General features: G+C 68.2%; 15 protein-coding genes. 5 read left to right on the top strand and 10 right to left on the bottom strand.

The annotated features are described in order from the left end of the window. Window positions 1–103: 103 nt before the first annotated feature. From ABZ348_RS19705 to ABZ348_RS19695, 3 genes are all read right to left on the bottom strand, one after another. Window positions 104–1,012, bottom strand: a complete 909-nt coding sequence (locus ABZ348_RS19705) for a S1 family peptidase (protein WP_358934698.1) — start codon at window positions 1,010–1,012, stop codon at window positions 104–106. 721 nt (window positions 1,013–1,733) lie between these two features. After that, window positions 1,734–2,624, bottom strand: coding sequence for a hypothetical protein (locus ABZ348_RS19700; RefSeq protein ID WP_358934696.1), 891 nt, complete (start codon window positions 2,622–2,624; stop codon window positions 1,734–1,736). Beyond that, on the bottom strand, window positions 2,621–3,655 hold the full coding sequence (locus tag ABZ348_RS19695) for an SPFH domain-containing protein (RefSeq protein WP_358934694.1): 1,035 nt from the start codon (window positions 3,653–3,655) through the stop codon (window positions 2,621–2,623). The genes ABZ348_RS19700 and ABZ348_RS19695 overlap by 4 nt, the downstream gene beginning before the upstream one ends. A gap of 129 nt (window positions 3,656–3,784) precedes the next feature. On the opposite strand from ABZ348_RS19695, the gene ABZ348_RS19690 reads away from it, so the two are divergent. Then, a complete protein-coding gene (locus tag ABZ348_RS19690) occupies window positions 3,785–4,441 on the top strand; it encodes a DUF2165 domain-containing protein (RefSeq protein WP_358934692.1) in 657 nt (218 codons plus the stop codon). Window positions 4,442–4,504: 63 nt separating this feature from the next. Here the strand turns inward: ABZ348_RS19690 and ABZ348_RS19685 are convergent, their stop codons facing one another. Together ABZ348_RS19685 and ABZ348_RS19680 are read right to left on the bottom strand one after the other, a co-directional pair. Further along, on the bottom strand, window positions 4,505–5,245 hold the full coding sequence (locus tag ABZ348_RS19685; protein ID WP_358934690.1) for a hypothetical protein: 741 nt from the start codon (window positions 5,243–5,245) through the stop codon (window positions 4,505–4,507). Next, the gene (locus ABZ348_RS19680) at window positions 5,242–6,960 is read right to left on the bottom strand and encodes a serine/threonine-protein kinase (protein WP_358934688.1); all 1,719 of its coding nucleotides are present in this window, start codon (window positions 6,958–6,960) and stop codon (window positions 5,242–5,244) included. Before ABZ348_RS19680 ends, ABZ348_RS19685 begins: the two co-directional genes overlap by 4 nt. A 201-nt stretch (window positions 6,961–7,161) precedes the next feature. On the opposite strand from ABZ348_RS19680, the gene ABZ348_RS19675 reads away from it, so the two are divergent. Both ABZ348_RS19675 and ABZ348_RS19670 read left to right on the top strand, forming a co-directional pair. After that, complete coding sequence (locus tag ABZ348_RS19675; RefSeq protein WP_358934686.1) at window positions 7,162–7,404, top strand: hypothetical protein; 243 nt, start codon at window positions 7,162–7,164, stop codon at window positions 7,402–7,404. Window positions 7,405–7,809: 405 nt separating this feature from the next. Then, window positions 7,810–8,640: a nitroreductase/quinone reductase family protein gene (locus tag ABZ348_RS19670; RefSeq protein ID WP_358934684.1), complete on the top strand. Its 831-nt coding sequence runs from the start codon at window positions 7,810–7,812 to the stop codon at window positions 8,638–8,640. Between the two features lie 163 nt (window positions 8,641–8,803). Here ABZ348_RS19670 and ABZ348_RS19665 read toward each other — a convergent pair whose 3' ends face one another. The 4 genes from ABZ348_RS19665 to ABZ348_RS19650 form a co-directional block, all read right to left on the bottom strand. After that, a complete protein-coding gene (locus tag ABZ348_RS19665) occupies window positions 8,804–10,039 on the bottom strand; it encodes an MFS transporter (protein WP_358934682.1) in 1,236 nt (411 codons plus the stop codon). Between the two features lie 177 nt (window positions 10,040–10,216). Further along, window positions 10,217–11,440 (bottom strand): Cmx/CmrA family chloramphenicol efflux MFS transporter, encoded by a 1,224-nt coding sequence (locus tag ABZ348_RS19660; protein ID WP_358934680.1) that lies wholly within the window; start codon window positions 11,438–11,440, stop codon window positions 10,217–10,219. 462 nt (window positions 11,441–11,902) lie between these two features. Beyond that, window positions 11,903–12,301 (bottom strand): fic family toxin-antitoxin system, toxin component, encoded by a 399-nt coding sequence (locus tag ABZ348_RS19655; protein WP_358934678.1) that lies wholly within the window; start codon window positions 12,299–12,301, stop codon window positions 11,903–11,905. Then, window positions 12,298–12,579, bottom strand: coding sequence for a DUF1778 domain-containing protein (locus ABZ348_RS19650; RefSeq protein ID WP_358934677.1), 282 nt, complete (start codon window positions 12,577–12,579; stop codon window positions 12,298–12,300). The genes ABZ348_RS19655 and ABZ348_RS19650 overlap by 4 nt, the downstream gene beginning before the upstream one ends. Before the next feature lie 280 nt (window positions 12,580–12,859). Here ABZ348_RS19650 and ABZ348_RS19645 point away from each other — a divergent pair, with 280 nt between their 5' ends. After that, window positions 12,860–13,927, top strand: coding sequence for a LacI family DNA-binding transcriptional regulator (locus ABZ348_RS19645; RefSeq protein ID WP_358934675.1), 1,068 nt, complete (start codon window positions 12,860–12,862; stop codon window positions 13,925–13,927). Window positions 13,928–14,006: 79 nt separating this feature from the next. Here the strand turns inward: ABZ348_RS19645 and ABZ348_RS19640 are convergent, their stop codons facing one another. After that, the gene (locus ABZ348_RS19640; protein WP_358934673.1) at window positions 14,007–15,209 is read right to left on the bottom strand and encodes an erythromycin esterase family protein; all 1,203 of its coding nucleotides are present in this window, start codon (window positions 15,207–15,209) and stop codon (window positions 14,007–14,009) included. A gap of 606 nt (window positions 15,210–15,815) precedes the next feature. Between ABZ348_RS19640 and ABZ348_RS19635 the strand changes: the two genes are divergently transcribed. Beyond that, window positions 15,816–17,057 (top strand): sugar ABC transporter substrate-binding protein, encoded by a 1,242-nt coding sequence (locus ABZ348_RS19635; RefSeq protein WP_358934671.1) that lies wholly within the window; start codon window positions 15,816–15,818, stop codon window positions 17,055–17,057. Window positions 17,058–17,061: the final 4 nt, after the last annotated feature.

Genomic DNA, 17,061 nt, shown 5'->3' with positions numbered 1-17,061 from the left:
GGGCGACAGCGACGGCCCCCGCCCCGCTGCCCGGACCGCGAGAAGGAACGGCCCGGTGGCCCCCGTCGCTCAAGGACGGGGGCCACCGGGGGTGCTCGGTGCGTTAGAACACACTCAGTCCGTACAGGCCGAGGGGCTCGGTGACGGGCTGGTAGAAGGTGGTCCCTCCGACGGTGCAGTTGCCGCTGCCGCCGGAGAGCAGGCCGTGTGCCGTGTTACCGGAGAACAGCGGGCCGCCGCTGTCACCGGGCTGGGCGCAGACGTTGGTCTGGATGAGGCCGTAGACCAGCTGGCCGCCGCCGTAGTTCACCGTGGCGTTGAGGCCGGTCACGCGGCCGTTGCGGTAGCCCGTGGTGGAGCCGGTGCGCTCCACGAACTGTCCGACGGCCGGGTTGCCCGCATTGATGATGTCCCGGTAGGTGCCGTTGTACAGATAGACGCGGCCGTCGGCGGCTGCGCGGTTGGCGTGCTGGATGATGCCGTAGTCGTCGACGGGGAAGCTGGATGCCACGGTGGTGCCCAGCAGTACGGTGCTGGCGGGATTGGTGTACCAGGTGCTCCGGCCGTTGGTGCAGTGTCCCGCGGTGAGGGCGTAGTAGATTCCGCCGCGGACCGCGTTGAAGCCGAGGGAACACCGGGCGCCGGTCGAGTAGATGGCTTCGCCGCCGGCTATCAGTCTGTTGAAGGTGCCCGCCGTCCGTTTGATCTCCAGGACGCCGGCCCCGGCGGCCTTCTTGATCTGGGTCAGCTGTCCTGCCGTAACGCGTTGGTCGGCGGTGACGACGATCTTGCCGCTCGTTCGGTCGGTGTACCAGGCCGTGCCTGCCACATCTGCTTCGAGAACGGCGTCACTGGCCTGCGCGAGGCGGGCCGTGCTGGCCCGTGCGTCGCTCGGTTCGGCGATCGCGCTGGGGGCGGCCAGTGCGGTGATCGTGACCAGGCTGGCCGCGACCGCGAGCGTACGGGCGCGTCCGGTGAACGAGCCCAGCGGTAAGAGACGCTTCAGTTTCACTGCAACCTCCGATGGAGATCGAAGGGCCCGGTGGGAGGTCGGGCCCTGGGCAGTGCGATCGACGGGCACTCGGACCAGGTTCGGTCATGAGCCTGTCAATCGACGTGAGGGTGATCCTCGGCTCACCGGGAGCGGTGGGGCAAGTTCGCCTTTCGGACGGCCATCACGTGATAGGTCGCGTTCGGCCGGACTGGCAGGATCGCTGCATCCACCACGGAAGAACGAGTACGGAAAGGGTGGGTCGCACCGGCCGCGGGTGGGGGAGAACTCGCCCTTTTCGCTGGCGTACGAGCAATTGCGCGGCGATCTGCCCAGGGCGTCTCCTGCAGGGCGGAGTTTCCTCTGGTCCCGGCAAGGGGGAGCTCAAGAGCCCGCCAGCTCACCGGGTGGTCGAAGGCGCAGGAGCGGTCACCGAGGCCCACGGGCGAGTGTTTGGTGTGCTTCGAAGGTTCGCGACCGGTGGGGCCCGCCCACACCATCGGCCTGCGCGTCCCACCCGCGTTCCTCTCGGCGGTCGGCCCTGCGCCGCGCTCCATGGCGCAATAGGGCCCTGCACCGTCGGGGGTCCCGCGTGAAAGACGCTCATCGGTGTTTGACGATCCACGGCGAAGTGGGCTCTTTGTCGCGCAGAGTCCCCTTAGCGCTTTGACTGGTTCTCCATGCGTCCACCACTTTCGGGCAGACCGCCATCCGGCGTTCGGCGCAGGTCGAGCCACTGCCCTCACACCAGCCGCAACCGTCTCGGTGCAATGCCCACCCGCACGGTCTGGCCCCACGTCAGTTCCAGTGCATCGCTCTCGATGCCGTCCCCGAACGCGACCAGACGGTCGGACTCCACGGTGAGTCGAAGCTCCTCTCCGCCGACCAACGCTCCTTCGACCCACTGGGTGCCGGTGGTGGGGGACGGCCAAGCCTCACGCACGAACCACAGCAGCCGGGGGTCGGCTGGAGCGGGGAGCGCCAGCGCGCTGCTGCGCTCCTGCCAGAGCGAGCGCAGCCAGCCCGTCGAACCGGTGCCCGTTCCCACGAGCACCCCCGACGACGCCTGCGTTTCCGAAGTGGTCGCGGAGGGGGTGAGGTGGTAGCGAGCGCTCTGATGGCCCGGACTGCCGAAGTAGATCTCGTTGAGGGCGCACAGTCGCTCACCGTTGTCGACCACCGCCTCCACCATGGTGAGTTCGTCGATGCCCCGGCTGCCGGTCGCGGCTGCCGACAGCAGCCGGGCCGTGTCCCGCGGACGGTGGCGCACCAGGGTCCCGATGCCCCGGCCCGGCTCGGTGTCGATGCCCACCACCGGTTGCTCGGACAGGTACTTCGCCGTGTTGGCCACCAGTCCGTCCGCCCCCACCACCACGACCACGTCCTCCGGGCCGAAGAGGAAACGGTCCAGGTCCGCCCGCTCCAGCCGGGTCTGGCGCCAGTTCAACGGAATGGCGGCCTCGACCTCGCTGAGGGAACGTTGCTTCCTTCGATGTCGTTCGACCACGTCGTCGATGCCCCGGCCGCGCGACGAGAGGAAGAACTCGGCCTGACCATGGGTGCCGTGGCGCGCGAGCAACTCCTCGTACTCGCTGGTCCGGTGGACGATCACGGCCCGAGGGGCCAGGCTCATCGCCGATCCCCAGGGGCCGGGAGATCGGGTGCGGTTCCGCCGGCGCCCAATTTGGCGAGCAGTCCGGTGAGGACGTCGGGCGAGACGGTGAGACTGTCGATGCGCGGTAGGTTCTCCGCGAGGCGTGAGCCGGTGAGGGCGTGCAGGGTCGCCGTGTCCACCTCGGAGTGGATGCGCAGCCAGGCGGACTGGGCCTCGGCGCGGGCTTCCCCCGCCGCGCGCGCCGCCTCCGCCTGCGCTGTCGCGAGCCGCACGGTACGCAGGGCCTCCGCCTCCGTACGCACTCCGTCGGCAGCGGCCTTCTCCTCCGCTTCGCGGCGGGCGTTGGTGCCGCGCTGCTCGACCAGCAGCTCCTCCTGCCGCGCCAGCTCGATCTTGCTCGCCAACTCGTTCTCGGCGATCGCACGTTCACGCTGGACGGCCATGGCGCGTCGCTCGTAGGTCGCCCGGTCCGCATCCTGTTGGATCTGTTCACGCGCAGGTGTGCGCAGGGCCCGTTCCACCTCCGGTTCCGGTCGGATCGCGACCACCCGAACGGCGACGAGCGCGATGCCGGTGGCCGAGAGCCGGGGCTCGTCCCCCAGCCCGCCGGCGATCCGCTCCCGCACCGCCGAGACCCCGTCGACCAGCGCAGCGGCCAGGGGCGTACGGGCCAGCACGTCGAGCGCGTGCTGTTGGGCGGTCTCGGTCAACAGGGTGGAGATCTGCGGGAGCGGTGCGCCGCGCCATGCCCCGGTGTCCGGATCGATCGAGAAATCGATGCGCTCGGCTGCAACAGCCGGATCGGCGATGCGATAGGTGACCGTCGCCTGCACGGTCACGTCCTGGAAGTCCGAGGTCCTGGCGTGGAAGACCATGGACTCCTCCCGGTCGTCGACCGGGACCTCGCACAGGGCGGCGGTCAACGCGCGGAACCAGAAGCTCAATCCCGTACCGTCGTGGACGAGTTGCCCCCGCTTGTGGTGGCGAATGTGTGCGGTGGGCGCCGAGCGAAGATGGCGCCAACCGAATCGCCGGACGATGTCGGCCATACCTGCCCCCTTTTTCGTCTATCTGACGATAGCGGTCGAGCCGCTTATCGTCAAGGGGACGAGATGGGCTCCTTCGCGACCGCTCCCGGTCGCGCCAGTCGGACTCAACGGCCAGAAAGCGTCGCTTGATTGGCGCCATTTCGCCATGCTGCGGAGTTCATCGAGAAACGTGCCACGATGGAAAGGGAAATGGTCGCCGAATGCATGGGGCAGGGGAAGAGCATGGCAGCGGTTGAGCGCCGAGGGGGCGTTTGGTACGGGCGAATTCTCTCATTGGGGACATTGCCGGGAGCGGCGACCGCCCTCACCGCGACGATTGCGGTCTATATGACCCTGGTGGCGTGGGGAAACATCTCTGATTTCGACACCAATCGACAATTCGTCCGCCATGTCCTGGCGATGGACACCACGTTCAAAGACGAAGATGTGATGTGGCGCGCTATCGAATCCCGAACCATCAGTGATATCGCCTATGTTGCGATCATCGTCTGGGAGGTGATGGCCGCCCTCGTCCTCGCGGCGGCTACCTGGCTCTGGACGAAAAGCCTGAGGCGAGGCGATTTCCGGCGCGCGAGGAAGACGACCACCTTCGGTCTGATGATGACGCTGCTCCTCTTCGGGCTCGGATTCATCGCCATCGGGGGTGAGTGGTTCCAAATGTGGCAGTCGTCCCAGTGGAACGGACTGGAGCCCGCCGGCCGCAATGTCATGATGGCGGCCCTGGTCCTCATCGTGATCCATTTGCCCGGCGTTCGAGGGAATCATGAGCGTTCGGCGCACCGCTGAGAACCGCTGAGAACCGCTGAGAACCGCTGAGAACCGCTGAGAACCGCTGAGGGGCTCGGGGCGCTAGCTTGCACACGCATAACTGAACCGGCCGCGCGCGCGTTCGGTCGAAGGGGAGACGATCTGGAGTTCGGCGCTCGCGCGGTACGCGCCCGTGCCGTGGAACGTCCAGAGCAGATGCAGCCGAGCCGTCTTCTGCCCACGGGCCATGGTCTCCGTCAGCCGCCCGGAACGCGTTCCGTCGCTGCGCACCCAGCGGTAGACGAGTGTTCCGGGGCGTCCGTTCGTCTTCACCACCGCGATCAGGTCCGCCGCACTGTCACAGCCGATGGCAGCCGAGCTCGGGCTGACCGTCACACCCTGCACCGTGAGGGAGCCGCCGTAGCGCTGCCAGGCGAGGAACGACAGGACGAGGGCCAACACGGAAGCAGCCAGGGCGTAGCGGCGCAGCCCTCGCGCACGGCCGCGCCCGCGCACTCCCGGAGGGTTGGAGTCCTGGAGGGCAAGGGGGTGCGTGCCGTGCCATACCGCGGCGGCGCTGGAGAGGGCAGGGGTGATCCGGGGCGCTGCGGTCACACCCGGCCCGAACCGAAGCACTTCGCCTTCCACCCGATCCGGCAGTACGGCACCCCAGGGAAGCGGCTGCACCAGTGTGGGACGGTCGACCCCCTGCCCGGCGCGCGATCCCTCGAACCAGTGGCTGCCCAGAGCGGTCGCGCTGTAGTCGTCCCCGAGATCGTGTGGGGCGGCCGGGTCGCCTTCACCGTGGGACTCCCGACGGTACGGAAGCGGTGGCTCGTTCATTGGAGGGCGCACCCCCGGGTGATCTGGCGGGTGGACTCCCCACCGCTGGCATTCGGCTGTGTCGTGGCACGGACGCCCAGATAGCAGCCCGCCCCCTGAAAGTCATGGCTGGGGGTGAGGCCGTACTCCCGGGCGCCGCTCAGGGTGAAGCTCTCCGACCCCTCGGCGATCCCGAGGTCGCCGGGAGCATCACTGGTGTACCAGGTGACGACGACGGTGACCGGGCCCGTCCCGTCGGTCACCACGCTGACGGCCGCATCTGCGACGGGCGCGCGCCGCCGCTGCTGGAAGGCGTCGACGGAAACCGAGCGGACCCGAACCGGCGGAGCGGCCGATGCCGAGGGGCTCGGTCGGCTGCTCGGCGGCTGGCTGGCCGAGGGCGACACCACGGGCTCGGAAGAGGACGGCGAGGTCGAGGGAGTGACCGTGTCGGACGCGGAAGGCTCGGGCGGGACGCTCGGCGACGGGGAGGGCGTCGGCAGCGCCGAGGGGTCGCCCGGCAATGAGGGATCGTCCGGCGATGAGGAAGAGGGCTCGGGCGGATCGGAACCCTCCGCTTCGGAGGTCGGTGCCGCAGACGGCGGTTGCGGGGAGGCACTGGTGGTGGCGACGCTCTGTGCGCTCACCCGTGCGGGGTCGCTCCCGGCGGACTCCCGTACGACGGCCAGGGCGAGCAGCCCCACGAGGACGGCCAGGGCCACCGCGAGAGCCACCGCGCTGGGCAGCGCCCCCCGGAGCCCTGAGCCGATTCCACCGCCGTGGTCCGGCCCGCCGCCGCCCGCCGCCGGATCCGGTTGGCGAATCGCCGTGGTGGCCAGTTCCGTGGTGCCTTCGGCTCCACCGGCGGCCGAGGGGAAGAGGAGGGGCAGCAGCGCGGCGAGGGCGGCGAGCTTGCGCTGCCCGCGCTCCTCCCAATGGGGCCCGTAGGCGGCCTGTGCGATCGACTCCAACTCCGCTACGAACACGGCTGCGTTCGCCGGACGGTCCTCGGGCGACTTGGCCAGCCCCCGCCGGATCAGCGGACGCACGGCCTCCGGCGCATCCTCGTCCGGTACCGGTGCGTCGATGTGCTGCAGGGCGAGTTCCGCGAAGTTCTGCCCCGAGTAGGGCTTGTGCCCGGTCAGGCACTCGTAGAAGGTCGCCGTCGCCGCGTAGACGTCACCCGCGGGTGAGGCAGGCTCGCCCTGCCACTGTTCCGGGGCCATGTACGCCGGGGTGCCGGCCACCTCGACCGTCGAACCGTGGTCCACGGCGATGCCGAAGTCGACCAGCTTGGACGAGCCGTCCGCGGCGACGAGGACATTGTCCGGCTTGTAGTCACGGTGGACCACGCCCGTCCGGTGTGCTGCGGCCAGCCCCAGGAGGGAGCCCTTCAGCACCACCAGCGCGGCTTCGGGACCGGTGGTCGCACCCTCGTTGCGCAGCAGGGCGCGCAGCGCGATGCCATCGACCAGCTCCATCACAATGGCGGCGCCGAGTGGTGACTCCACGTACTCGTACAGTCGGACGACGTGCGGCGAGTCAAGCCCACCGAGCAGTCGGGCTTCGGCACGGAAGCCCTGGACGAAGCTCGGGTTCGACCTCAGACGTTCACTGAGGTACTTGATCGCCACAGGTGTCCCGGTGGTTTCATGGACCGCCTGTACGACCCGTCCGCTCGCACCGGAGCCCAGCTCTCGGACATCCGTATACCCCGGAACCGACCACGTGCTCATCCCGTCCCCCTTGCCGCCACGGCCGGTGCCCCGCGCCGCCCTTCGACGGGCGCGCAGTGACCGGCCCGGGCTGCCGCACGGCAACTCACCCGCTCTCCCCAGTGCAGACACCATTGCCCACGGGTGCGGTTCCCGCCCGTGACCGGTTGCCCCAAGGGATTTCGGGATGCGCCCCCACCGGTCTCGATGCACGCTGGAACCATGGCCCGGCACCCACCCGTCATCGTGCAGCCACCCTCGCCGAGCGGTGGTCGCCGGGTGACGGTGAACGGTCGGATCGTGGGATTCGTGTACGGCCGCGGGGAGCTCGCCGAGCTGCTCCGCGCCGAGCTGGACCCGACCGCCGAGACGATCGACCTCGTGAACTCGGATCTGATCCAGTGGCGAGGAGGCGGCGCCGACGACTGGTCCGTTGCACAAGGGCCGCCGTCCCCCACCCCCTGACGGGCGACCGGAACCGCTACCGCGCCGCTGACCCCTTTGCCGCAGTCTTCGAGAAGTACGTCTCCGTCCACGGCCGCGGTCACCTGGGCTCACCGGCCCGAGCACATTGCCTCATGCGTCGCAGCCTGCATAGGATGCGCGATGTGACTGCCGGGTCGGCCTTGTGCCAGAAGCGAGTTGGGTTCCCGGCCTCGGAGTGAATCCGAGGCGGGCGAGAGCCCCGCCTTTTGCTTTCACACCTCCAGCGCATTGCGCTGTCGAGTTGAAATCTGCCGCTTGCGCCCATCCTCCGGCGCGAGCATCACCGTACCGATTCCGCCGTCCATTGCCGACGGCTTCTCCGACATGTCCACACGCGTCCTCGCGGGCCGGTCGGCCGCGCAGAGGAAAACGAGAAAGCAGAGCATGCCGAACGATTTCAACCAACAGATCATCGAAGAGTTCCGGGCCCGGGGCGGTGTGGTCGGCGGCCCGTTCGAGGGGGCGAGACTGCTCCTCCTCACCACGACCGGAGCCCGCTCGGGTGCCGGTCACACCACCCCCCTCGCCTATCTGCCCGATGGCGATGACCGCGTCCTCGTCATCGCCTCCGCAGCGGGCGCACCCCGACATCCCGCCTGGTACCACAACCTCCTGGCCAACCCCCGTGTCACCGTGGAGGCCGGGGTCTTCACCTACGAAGCCCAGGCCACGGCATTGGTCGGCTCCGAACGCGACGCGGCCTTCGCCCGGGCGGTGGAGTCCGACGGCGGATGGGCTGAGTACCAAGCGAAGACCGAACGGGTCATTCCCGTCGTGGCGCTCCAGGAGATCCCCGCCGGCCCGCCCAACATCGCCGCTTCCTCACCGGGAGAGGCGATCAAACTGATCCACGACGGCTTCCGCCGTGAACTCGCCCTGATCCGGAGGGAGATCGGGACCTCGGGTCCCAGGGTCGGTGTGCAACTGAGGATCAACTGTCTGGCGATGTGTCAGGGGCTGCACAACCACCACACCGGGGAGGACACGATGATGTTTCCGGTCCTCGCCCGACGCCACCCGGAAGCAGCTCCCGTGCTGGAACGCCTCGGCCGGGAACACCAGAAGATCGCCGTACTCGTCGACGAACTCCAACGGGTCGTCGCTGCCGACGACTCGGAGCCTCGCGTCCTCCTCGCCGAGGTCGAGCGTTTGACGCGGGAGTTGGAAGACCACCTGACCTACGAGGAAGAGCAACTGCTGCCGCTGCTCGGATAGCCGTCTGCTCGGGGTGGCAAACCGGAGGATCGGAGCCGCGAGGTGCGCCTCGCTGCCGCCGGACGAGCCCGGGGCGTCCGACATCCCCTGGTCGTGCCGGGAGCCCGGGGCGCGTCATCGCCGACGACAGGTTCGTCGGCGATGTCGATCCGGAGCCTCGCCGTCAAACGCCCCTCCGCACCACACCCCTGGCCAGCATTGCGGACACCGCCAGATACGGGACGGCGAAGAAGGCGAACAACGGGCCGTGGGCCATCTGCCCCGACGCCGTCCCGTACACCCCGTACACGACCAGCGTGGTGAGACTGGTCCCCCAACCGGCCAACGAGGTCACGGTCGCCCTGCTCGGACCCGTGATGGCGCCCTGGAGGCGGGCATCGGCCACCACATCGGCCAACTGGAACACCAGAAAGGCAATGGCGAGCGCGATGAAACCCCACAGCGAGCCGGTGAGCGCACCCACCGCCAACAGCACGGCGGCCAGTGCCAGGAGCCCGCCCAGGGCCCGGTTCGGCAACCGCTCCGCCCGCTCCGACAGCAGACCGCCGAGCGTCACTCCGATCCAAACCACCAGGACGAACCACGGAATGTCACGGGTCGCTGCACCCACCTCGGCGGCGAGCAACGGAACGTACTCCTCCAGCGCACCCCAGACGGAGGTCAACAGTACGGACATGAGCAGGGCGTACCGTACTCCTCGACCTGCTCGGACTTCGGACAAGCCACCCCTGAGCATCGACAGGGCCGATCGGGGCTCGGCAGCGCGCCCCCCTTCCACCCGTACCGCATCGGCATCGCTGCGGTGTTCGGGCAGGGTCAACGCCACCGAGGAGCACACCACGCAGGCCAGGACGCTGGCAGCACCCAACGCCGAGTAGCCGCTCCAGGCGAACAGCGGAGCTGCAGCGGCGGTCGCAAGGGCCGTGGCCGTCGTGCTGGCGGCAGCTGCCCGACCCATCAGGCGCACATACCGGTGCGCAGCGCCGAGTCGCTCCAACTCCTCGTAGGCCAGCGCCTCCATCGATCCCGAACGCAGGGCCCCACCACCGGCCCAGAGGACCATCCCCAGTGCGAACGAGCCGTACCCGGGCAGCAGGACCCACAACGCGAAACCCACCGATGACAGCAGGGGACCGACGACCAACATGCGACGTCGGGACACGGTGTCCGCCCACACCCCTGACGGCACCTCCACCAGGAGACCCGTCAGGGAAGTGATGATGAACAACGATGAGATCTCGGCAGTGTTCAACCCGTGGTCGGTGAAGAGCACCGCATAGACCGGATACAACAGAATGAGATCGTCCAGACCGGCATAGGCGAGCAGCCTGCGCTCAAGACGGCGTACCCCGACGGGTACGGAAGTGCGTGGGTGCACCCGCGCACGAGAAAGCGGCATGGGAGGCATTCCTTCGGCTGGTAACGGGCGATGGCAAGGTCCACTCGCCCCGAGGGGAGGCCCCCGGCATCCTTCCGCCGTTCCCAGCCGTCGGCCCACTTCGGGCGACGGGCAGCACTCATGCGCGGCGCGCCCCGACTCCGGCGCGCGCCGCGCCGAGTGATCCTCAGCCGAGGATCAATGTCGCTGGTGCATCTCACCAGTGTACGGAGAGTCCTGCCGCCCGGGGCGGGGTGATTCCGCCCCGCGCAGGTTCAGCGCCGCTGCCGCTCCGCCGGTGATGAGCGCGAGCACCACCAGCAGGGCACTCACCCACAGCGGCGAGCGATAGCTTCCACCAGTGGCGATGGCGACCCCGCCGATCCACGGTCCGATGGCGGCCCCCACATTGAACGCGGCCGTTGCATAGGCCCCCGACAGAGTCGGTGCCGCCGGTGCCGCGGCGAGCATCTGGGCGATCATCGTCGATCCGACGGAGAACGACAGCGCGCCCTGGAGGAACACCAGCCCGAGGGCCACCACGAGGGAGTGCGCCCACAGGGCGAACACCGCCCAGCCGATGCACAGCGCGACCGTGCCGACGGAGAGCAGTTGCCACGGCCGTACGTCGGAGATCCGGCCGGCGACCGTCACTCCGAGGAACGAGCCCAGACCGAACAGCGCCAGTACGGCAGGCACCCACCCGGCACCCACGGCCGTGACGTCGATGACGAGCGGAGCGAGATAGGTGAAGGCGCAGAACGTCGCACCGTTGATCAGGGCGCCCACCGACAGGGTGATGAGCAGTCGGGGTTCCTTGAGTGCGAGCAGTTCCCGTCGCACACCACGGGGTGCGGCGGACGGCCCGGAGTTCGGCTCGGCGTTCGGAACTGTCTTGAGGATGGCGAAGACTGCGGGAACGGACAGCAGCGCCACGGCCCAGAACGCCGAACGCCAACCCCACAACTGGCCCAACAGGGCCCCACCCGGCACACCCGCAACGCAGGCCAGGGTGATCCCGCCGACCAGGATCGAGGTCGCGCGGCCCCTCGCACCGGCGGGTACGAGAGCGGTCGCGGTGGCGAGGGCCACCGCGAGGAACCCGGCATTTGCGAGTGCCGCCACGATCCGGGTCGCGAGGAGCACCGCGTAGGTGGTGGTGAGCGCGCCCACGACATGGACGACGAGGAACGTCAGGAGGAAGGCCAGCAGCGCGCGTCGACGGGACCAGCGCATGCTCGCCATCGCCATCAGCGGTGCGCCGATGACCATTCCTACGGCGAAGGCCGAGGTCAGAAATCCGGCTGCCGGAATGGAGACATCCAGATCACGGGCGATGTCCGGAAGCAGTCCGGACAACATGAACTCGGACGTCCCCTGGGCGAAGACGGCCAGCCCGAGCACGTACAGAAGAGGAGGCACAGCGAAACTCCACAGCCACGATGGAATCGAAGAGGGCAGCGGTGGGTCGCGGGCAGCACCCGGATGCGTGTCGAGACACACTCCGACGAACGCCTCGGGTGTTGTCTGAGGCGGGGAGAGTGTCAGTACGACAGTGCGGGAAGCGACCGGACGACCGGTGGCGACAGTCTTGATGCCTCGGGGCTGGACACGGGCACAGGCTAAGGATCGTGTTCGTGCTTTGTCCAGACGTTTTCGCGCAGGAGTACGTACTCCGTACGGCAGTCGATCCGTCGTTGGCGGACGCCCGTGCCGATGCATCCTCAGCTGCCGCCTCCCGATGCCCGATCGAACCTTCCGGTCGGGTGCGCGCGCACGGGTGTCGATTCGAGTGAATGCGAGCGGCGAAGGGGGAGTGGGTCGTTGATGCCGGGGATCGCCAAAGGAAGGGTCACCGGCCCGGTGCCGCCCCGTCGCCGAAGTTCAGGCCACCGTCCACGCATGGAGTTGGCGGTTGATGCGGGACACGTCGAGGGCGCCGGACGCGGCCTCCTGGACTAGCGCGACCGCAGCCTTCGGCGTGTATCCGAGTACATGGCCGCCCAGGGCGAGGAACGCCTCGGTGCTGTGCCAGGCGAAGGCCTCGTTGGAGTGTTCCAGGCAGGGGAGCTTGGCCAGGGTCTGGAGGAGTGCCGCCGCCTTCAGATGGGGTGAACCGTAGATGTCACGATCCATCGCCCGTGCGTACACCCGCCCCACCGCTGCATACAGGGGGCCGTAGTCATCGACCTGGGGGTCGCCGGGGAGGAGTTCGGCCGCGTGCAGCAGGAACGAGACGTCGATGCGATGTGCCTCGGGCTCGTCGTCCTCGGGATCGGTCACGCGGCGTGGTCCTGCTCGCCCCGTTCGACGTCGTGCCGGGACGGGCGTCGGCCGACGGCGTCATCACTGCCTGCCTCGGCCGCGAATGCCTCGTGACTGCGGGAAACGGACGCCTTGAAGTGGTCGAGGAAGGTGGCTTCCACGGCGGTGGCCCGTTCATAGGCGGCCGAGAGGATGTACTCCTGCATGCTGACTCCCGCGGCCTTGGCGGCGGCGGCGATCGTGGCGCGCTGTTCTGGATCGGGAAAGCGCAGGCTCATGGCCCTCGGCTCGGTCATGATATCGACGGTATCACTGGTATCACGACTGAAGGGAAGTCTTTTCCGGGTGAAATCGTCGACGGTCTTCCACGGGGGTCTTTGCGATGGCCGAAAGGTGCGTCAGGATGATCTGCTCTGGCCCGAAGCGGATGCCCGGACGGATGCCCCATCGCTGACCACGGCGAGGCCGGCCTTGCTCACGGTAGGGGAGCCGACCTAGGGTGAATGCGCTTTCAGAGTATTTCGACGAACGGTCACGGGACTGCGGTCACCGGTCCAAGAGGGGACGGGCGGACGCTTGAGCGCTCCCACTGTGTACGACGTCGCCGAACGGTCGGGAGTCTCCATCGCGACCGTCTCGCGCGTGTACCGCAACCCCGACTCGGTGCGCCCGCCCACGCGGGACAGGGTGCTCGAAGCCGCCAAGGAACTCGGATACGTGCCGAGCGGGAACGCACGCGGGCTCGCCAGCCGCACCACCGGCGTGCTCGGACTGTGCTTTCCCGACTACGCCGACCCGGACGCCGAAGCAGACGGAGCGGACGAGGACGACTCCGCCGTCATGCTCTACTCCGATCAGATCATCCGGGGCATGGAACGAGCGGCCCGACGCAACGGCTACGCCCTGTTGATCGCCGCTTCGCTGAAGGGCGGCCCGCAGAGCCTCGTGGAGCAGGTCGCCGGCAGGGTGGACGGTTTCGCCGTCCTGGCCAAGACCGTACCCACCGAAGACCTGGAGGTGATCTCGCGGAGACTGCCGGTCGTGATGCTGGCCGGTCCGCGAGAGATCGACCACCTCGATCACATCGAGGTGGCCAACTTCGACGGGGAACACGAGCTGACCCGCCATTTGATCGAGGACCACGGACTGCGTCGCCTCGCCTTCGTCGCGGGTGAGGAGGACTCGCCGGACGCCGAGGCCAGGTTCGACGGGTTTCGCGCCGCCTGTCGGGAAGCGGGACTGCCGGCGTCGGACGAACCGGCCGTACGGGCGGTGATGATGACCCAGGCCGAAGGGGCACGGGCCGCTGAGACACTGCTCGATCGGGAAGGGGAACCACCGCAGGCGATGCTGTTCGCCAATGACCAGATGGCGGTGGGCGCCCTGCACGCGTTGGAGGAACGAGGGGTGCGGGTACCCGAGGACATCGCCGTGGTCGGCTTCGACGGCATCGCCCTCGGACGGATCGTACGGCCGTCGCTGACGACCGTACGGCAGCCCATGCGGCAGTTGGGGGAGGAGGCGGTGGACCTCCTGGTGAAGCGGTTGCGTGACCGCAGCCGCGCGCCCGTCTCACTGATGCTGCCGGTTTCGATGACCCGCCGGACCAGCTGCGGCTGCGCCGCCCAGGAGCATCGACCCTGAGCCTTGCCGTGGGCTTCGGGCGCGGCAGGCGACCATCCCCACATCCATGGCCGGAGCGGCGGCAGCGCTGTTGGTGGCCCTACCTCTGTGGGACGTCCTTGACGAACACGAGGCCGTCGTTCCCGACCAGGTGCGTCGGGTTGAGCGGGGCATAGCCGAACCAGGGGGATACCCGGGGCGCGGGCAGCGCGGAACCGAGGGCGGTGGAGAGTCGCGAGGCGTTGAGGAGACAGCGGTCCTCCGGGAGTGCGTACAGAAGTCCTTCGAGGGTGTCCGGCGAAGGCGTACCCACTCCTTGGTGGTGGATGGTGCCGAGGGCCGTGGCCACGAAGGCGTACTCCGCACCGAGTCGGGCGCTCACCAGTGCACCTGCGCTCCACCACTCCAGCAACATTCCGCCCATCGACACCGTGCTCTTCTGCCGCTGGAGATGCGAGTTGTGCGCGTGGACGAGTGCAGGGCCCCGCTCTGTGACGGCGAGGAGGTTGTGGGCCATCATCTGGTCCCGCAGACCCACCAGCCGGGTCAGACGGGCCGGTGAGGTGTCGGCCATCCAGTGGTGGTAGCGGAGGAGGCCGGTCGCGGTGCGTGCGTACAGGCGCGTCCGGTCCCAATCCTCCTGTGAGATCGACGCGACCAGATGCGGCGTCTGCATGTCGACCAGCGCTGCCAGATCGTCGGCGAGCAGCCGTAGTCGGCCGGCCTCGGCCGACTGTCCCACGGACCGGGTCGGGTCCATCATCGCGGCGGAATCGGTCCACCGGTCGTCGCTGCCGAGGAGGCGGTCGAGCGTCTCCCCAGTGCAGGGAAGCAGCTCTGCATCCACCCGGGTGGAGAGTTCGGTGTGAAGTGCGGTGAGGGCCTGGCGTGGGCTCGCGGCACCTGTGGTCTCCAACGGGCCGTCAAAGCCGACGAAGTGGAGTTGGTCGGACGCGGGCCGGCCGTCGTTGTAGGCGCGCATCCAGCGCACGAGCTCACGATTGGCCGATGAAGCGCCCCAGCCATGGCTGAACCCGTGTTCCATCGTCTCGTCCAGGGTGCCCGTGCCCACGGTGATGTACTCGTCCACGACCAGGCCCATCATGCAGTCGCTCTCGATCGCGATTGTTCGGTACCCCTCTTCTTCGACGAGTTGACGAAAGAGGTCGTTGCGCAGGTCGAGCAGGGCGTCCTCGCCATGAGTGGGCTCACCGAGGGCGAGCAGGCGAGGCCGGGTGGAGAGCAGCCCCAGGACGGCGGATACGTCGAAGGGCTGGGCAATGTCCTTGATGTCGATAACCATGGATTCAACGGTATCTTTGAAGACTCGGTTGAAGCTTTTCGTTGTGGGTGTGGGAAATATCGAGCAAAACTCTCCATAGTTGAGCTTCGGAGATCGGTTGGATCGGCGCGTTCACGGCCAGGTCACACCGGGTCACACGGGAGGTCGGGAGGGCGAGGGGGCTGTGTCCTCCAGCCCGCCGAGTGGTCACTCAGGGCCCATCGCATCAGCAACCGGCGGCGCTTGACCGACCGGATCGGCGCATCGGGGCGGGCCGGCGCACCTCTCTGGAAATGGGGCTCGCCAGGCGGGCCCGGGCACGGTCTTGAGCTCGGTGTGCGGTGCCCTCTACGGGTGGACGGTCGACTGTGCCCGCTCGCTCGACGGGGGCGGCTCGCCGCCGTCCCACGAGGGGGCAGCCGTCACGAACCGCCGGCGCCCTCTCCCGCACATCGGACGTCTAGCGATCGCCACATCGGGTAGGCGCGGATCATCGCCGTTATGGAAGCGTGATCCCCAGGGTTCTTGCGGATGTCTCGGAGCCTGCCGCAGGGTGATGTATGCGCTTACAGGCAGCGCATACATCACCGGCTCAACGCGTGCCGGCAGGCTCAAGGAGGAGCGCCCATGCACCGCACGGCCAGAACCGTCTCGATCGCGGTGGCGGTAGCGACCACCTTCGGAATCTCCGCTTGCGGGAGTTCGGGCGGTGCAGGACTCGCAGCCGACGAGAAGCAGACGCTGACCGTCTGGGCCATGGGCACCGAAGGCGAGAAACTCGGTGAAGTCGCCGCCGCCTACAAGAAGGTCAACCCCCACGTCACGGTCAAGGTGACACCGATCGGTTGGGACGTCGCCCACCAGAAGCTGGTCTCCGCCGCCGCGGCCGGCAACCTGCCGGACGTGACGCAGATGGGCTCCACCTTCATGGGGGAGTTCGCCGAACTCGGCGTATTGGAACCGGTGGACACCAAGGAGTTCAAGAAGGACGACTTCTTCCCGGCCGCATGGGAGGGCAATGTCGTCGACGGAGAGGTCTACGGTGTGCCCTGGTACGTCGACACGCGTGTCCTCTACTACCGCACCGACCTGGCACAGCAGGCCGGCGTCGCCAAGCCTCCGGCCAACTGGGCCGAGTTGTCGAAACTCGCGAGCGCTTACCAGGACAAGGCGGGGACCAAGTGGGGGATCTCCCTCCAGCCCTACAACCTCGACGCCTGGCAGAACTGGCTGCCGTTCTTCTATTCGGCGGGTGGCGAACTGATCAAGGACGGCAAGCCCGCACTGGACAGCGAGGCGGCGGTGACGTCCCTCAAGGAGTACGCCAGCTACTTCGACAAGGGCCTTGCGAAGAAGAGCGTTCAGCCCGGCTATGACGTGATCAAGGACTTCGGCAACGACAGCGTGCCGATGTTCATGTCCGGGCCGTGGCAGACGACCAACATCGCCGAGAACCAGCCCGGCCTGAAGGGCAAGTGGGCAGCTGCCCCCATGCCCGCAGGCACCTCGTCCACATCCTTCGCCGGCGGCTCCAACCTGGTGATCTCCAAGGACAGTAAGCACAAGGCAGCTGCCCGTGAGTTCATCAAACACCTCACGGACGCCAAGGGGCAGGCCGACTGGTACGAGCGCACCACCGACCTGCCCGCTCATCAGGGTGCGTGGAGCGAGGGCAAGCTGGCAAGCGACCCCAACCTCAAGGTCTTCCGGACCCAGATGGAGAGCGCCAAGGCCATTCCAGCGCTTGCCCAGTGGGCCGAGATCGGCGCCAAGATAGACGAGGCGATCGAATCGGTGACCCAGGGAAAGGCGTCCCCGGAAGAGGCCGCGAAGAAGATGCAGTCCGCGACCTCGGGCCTCGTGGAGTAGTCCC

The organism is Streptomyces sp. NPDC005963, from assembly GCF_040638655.1.
Taxonomy (GTDB): domain Bacteria; phylum Actinomycetota; class Actinomycetes; order Streptomycetales; family Streptomycetaceae; genus Streptomyces.
Note: the sequence above shows the minus strand (reverse complement) of the source record. Positions and strands in the feature narration are given on the sequence as shown.

Bases quoted from the DNA above. Each gene is read 5' to 3' on its own strand.
- ABZ348_RS19700 (WP_358934696.1), bottom strand. From the start codon at position 2,624: ATGAGCCTGGCCCCTCGGGCCGTGATCGTCCACCGGACCAGCGAGTAC.
- ABZ348_RS19695 (WP_358934694.1), bottom strand. From the start codon at position 3,655: ATGGCCGACATCGTCCGGCGATTCGGTTGGCGCCATCTTCGCTCGGCG.
- ABZ348_RS19685 (WP_358934690.1), bottom strand. From the start codon at position 5,245: ATGAACGAGCCACCGCTTCCGTACCGTCGGGAGTCCCACGGTGAAGGC.
- ABZ348_RS19680 (WP_358934688.1), bottom strand. From the start codon at position 6,960: ATGAGCACGTGGTCGGTTCCGGGGTATACGGATGTCCGAGAGCTGGGC.
- ABZ348_RS19670 (WP_358934684.1), top strand. From the start codon at position 7,810: ATGCCGAACGATTTCAACCAACAGATCATCGAAGAGTTCCGGGCCCGG.
- ABZ348_RS19665 (WP_358934682.1), bottom strand. From the start codon at position 10,039: ATGCCGCTTTCTCGTGCGCGGGTGCACCCACGCACTTCCGTACCCGTC.
- ABZ348_RS19650 (WP_358934677.1), bottom strand. From the start codon at position 12,579: ATGACCGAGCCGAGGGCCATGAGCCTGCGCTTTCCCGATCCAGAACAG.
- ABZ348_RS19635 (WP_358934671.1), top strand. From the start codon at position 15,816: ATGCACCGCACGGCCAGAACCGTCTCGATCGCGGTGGCGGTAGCGACC.
- ABZ348_RS19640 (WP_358934673.1), bottom strand. From the start codon at position 15,209: ATGGTTATCGACATCAAGGACATTGCCCAGCCCTTCGACGTATCCGCC.
- ABZ348_RS19675 (WP_358934686.1), top strand. From the start codon at position 7,162: ATGGCCCGGCACCCACCCGTCATCGTGCAGCCACCCTCGCCGAGCGGT.